Origin of the sequence: Parafrankia irregularis, from assembly GCF_001536285.1 — a bacterium.
Classification (GTDB): Bacteria; Actinomycetota; Actinomycetes; order Frankiales; family Frankiaceae; genus Parafrankia; species Parafrankia irregularis.
Genome location: NZ_FAOZ01000075.1, coordinates 1 through 2,412, shown reverse-complemented (window position 1 = coordinate 2,412; position 2,412 = coordinate 1). Strand labels below are relative to the sequence as shown.

Here is a 2,412-nt window from a genome sequence, read left to right as displayed (position 1 = left end):
CCGCGGCGCAGCCGCGCTCCGGGCGAAGCCCGCGAGGCCGGGGCGGCCTATTCACCTAACTGATGCTGGGGAGGTAGGACGGTCAGTCGGGTCAGCGCCAGCATGGTCTCGGACGAAGGTCCCGCCGGTCCTGTGCCGCTGCCCTTCTCGTTGATACCGCCTTCGTCGCGATCATCTGCATCCTGGTCCTTGAGAGCAGCCAGGATCGATTGGAGCCAGGCGTCAAGCTGGTGGGCGGCGTCGCGGGCGGTGTGCCGGGAGCTCTCGGCCAGATCGCTGCCCGCGATCTCGGGAATGGTGCTCTCGGATGGATGTAGCTGGCGTACAGCCTGCTCGATGGCGGCGGCAGTTCGCATGGTCTCCCGTATCCGGTGCCACCCGTCGATGTCCCGATCGTTCATGATCGAGTGCAGGCGCAGGACATGGTGCGCCAGCCGACTGGACGGCGCTGCGACCGGCATTCGGTCCAGGAGCCACTGTCCCCGCTGGGTGTGTATCGCCCAGGTGATCCCGCCCGCGGCGAGGGAGCAGACGGCCCCGGCGTCGAGCCACGCCTGCCGGGTGTCACCCGCGGCTTGGAAGGCCTGCACGATCAGTGCCAACATCGATAGCAGCAGCAGACCCGGAAGGCTGATGACGATGATCCGGCGCCGACGCCGGTAGCGACCAGCAACAGCCCAGAGTTGCCGATCAACCCGCCTCAAACCCGCCATGATTACCTTCTGAAAGAGAGTATGTGGAGTGGTCGCCAGGCACCGCGCGGGAGACGACGTCAACAGCCCAGCCGGCACCCGCTACGACAGACGAGCGGATCGGAACCCGCCCACTGACGGCTGCTAGATGATCTCGTAAACGACCCGAAGTCACTCCGTAGTGATGTGGGTGCGGAAATCGGCGGCGGCGCGGAACAAGGCATCGAATGTACCGGGCGCGCCGTGGTCCTCGGTCAGGGTCAGGTACCAGCACCGGTCGCTCTCGTCGTAGGCAGCGCCGCTGTCGTGGATCAGATCGAGCTGTGCCTGCCACCGGCGAGGGCTGGCGGGAGCGGGGACGATGCGCAGCCGTTTTGCTCGTTCGTTGGACGTGGGGTTGCTGGAGGCGGGGGCGACGGGGATCGGGGGGAGGTCCCTCTCGACCTGGTTCCACAGCAGGGTCACCCACTGGTGAGCGAGGGCTGCATCCCAGCGGCGCGGGGGCCATGTCCAACGGGACAAGTAGCCGTGGGACTTTGCCGCGGTCAGGGCGTCGAGGAGCTGGACGGCGCGGGCCTGGTCCTGGTCGGCGCCGGCAGCCGCCAGGAGACGGAGTGCGCGGTCGGCAAGTGCGGCGCCGACGGCGTAGGCCTCGACCTGGTTGCCGGTGGCTCCTTCAGCGAGCCGGGTCCGGTGCCGCCTCCGGCAGACATCAGCCGCCGCGCTCAGTCGGACGATGTCGGCGCTCAAGTGGCGCAGCAGGACCTCGGTGTAGGAACGGGTGACCGGGTCCCGGCGCGTTGGTGTGTTCTGCAGTTTCGGGAGGATGCCAAGCCCCAGCCCCCACAGGGCCGTTTGATCACGACTACGGACGTTGCCCGCCTCAACCGTCATGTTCGGCACCGTACGACGTGATGTGGTGACACGACGTCGGTCCCACCGGTTGGTAACGGGCGGTGAGGTGGACAGCCATGGTGGAGGTAGGTGGTGCCGCCGGTGCGGCGCGCCCGGGCGGCGGCATGGACACGGCGTGCCAGGTGCGGGGCGAGCAGGTTGTCGACGTGCACAAGCGCCAAGACCTCAGCTCACCGTCCACGAGCTGCAGGCTGTCGAGCTGTTGGGGGGACGAAGATCTCGTAGCGAGATAGCCCGCAGGCCGGTGGGCCTCTCGCACATCCATCGCCTCGTCGACCGACGAGGCGATGAGGCGGTCATCTCGAGTCACGACGAATGCCCTGTCGTCGGTCGAGGAACTTCTGCAGCGTGGCACGCATTTCGTCGGCTCCGGCAGTAGCGTCGGTCAGGCCAAAATCAATTAGGGCGGCGGAGATTTCGGCCGGGTGCGGGCCGCTGGCAAGGCGGGCATTCTCCGCCCGGAACTGGCTTGCGTAGGCGGCGAGGGCGTCCCGCTCGGCCCGTACCTCATCGAGATCCTCGGCGAGGCCGATGGCAGCGCCGTCGGCCGCGCGTGCTTCTGCGAGTGCTTGGTCGAGCTGTCCAAGGATCTCGGGAAGCAGCGCGAGCGCGGCCTTCGCGAACGTGTCGCGGTCGTACGCGGATCCAGTCTGGTTGGCCTGCTCGTGCAGCTTCATGAGCCCGTGGCGGTCCAGCGGCTCAGTCATCGCCATGATGCGCTCCTCGGTTGCTGGACCGGGAGGGCCCGGCCGCCCCGGCGGCGGCCTGGTCTGGTGTCCCTTCCCGGCACCTGGGCGCCAGGCAC

The 2,412-nt window shown here is 68.1% G+C and carries 3 protein-coding genes; all 3 read right to left on the bottom strand.

Features of this window, described 5'->3' with window-relative positions:
• Positions 1-47 precede the first annotated feature (47 nt).
• The 3 genes from AWX74_RS38695 to AWX74_RS38680 all read right to left on the bottom strand — a co-directional run bounded on the left by AWX74_RS38695 (position 48) and on the right by AWX74_RS38680 (position 2,320).
• Positions 48-776: a hypothetical protein gene (locus AWX74_RS38695; protein WP_131799671.1), complete on the bottom strand. Its 729-nt coding sequence runs from the start codon at positions 774-776 to the stop codon at positions 48-50.
• An 87-nt stretch (positions 777-863) separates the two neighbouring features.
• Positions 864-1,586 (bottom strand): hypothetical protein, encoded by a 723-nt coding sequence (locus AWX74_RS38690; protein ID WP_091287470.1) that lies wholly within the window; start codon positions 1,584-1,586, stop codon positions 864-866.
• Positions 1,587-1,903: 317 nt separating this feature from the next.
• The gene (locus AWX74_RS38680) at positions 1,904-2,320 is read right to left on the bottom strand and encodes a hypothetical protein (protein WP_091287468.1); all 417 of its coding nucleotides are present in this window, start codon (positions 2,318-2,320) and stop codon (positions 1,904-1,906) included.
• Between the last annotated feature and the right edge of the window lie 92 nt (positions 2,321-2,412).

Excerpts from the sequence above, each read along its gene's own strand:
- AWX74_RS38690 (WP_091287470.1), bottom strand. The coding sequence starts at position 1,586 with ATGACGGTTGAGGCGGGCAACGTCCGTAGTCGTGATCAAACGGCCCTG.
- AWX74_RS38680 (WP_091287468.1), bottom strand. The coding sequence starts at position 2,320 with ATGGCGATGACTGAGCCGCTGGACCGCCACGGGCTCATGAAGCTGCAC.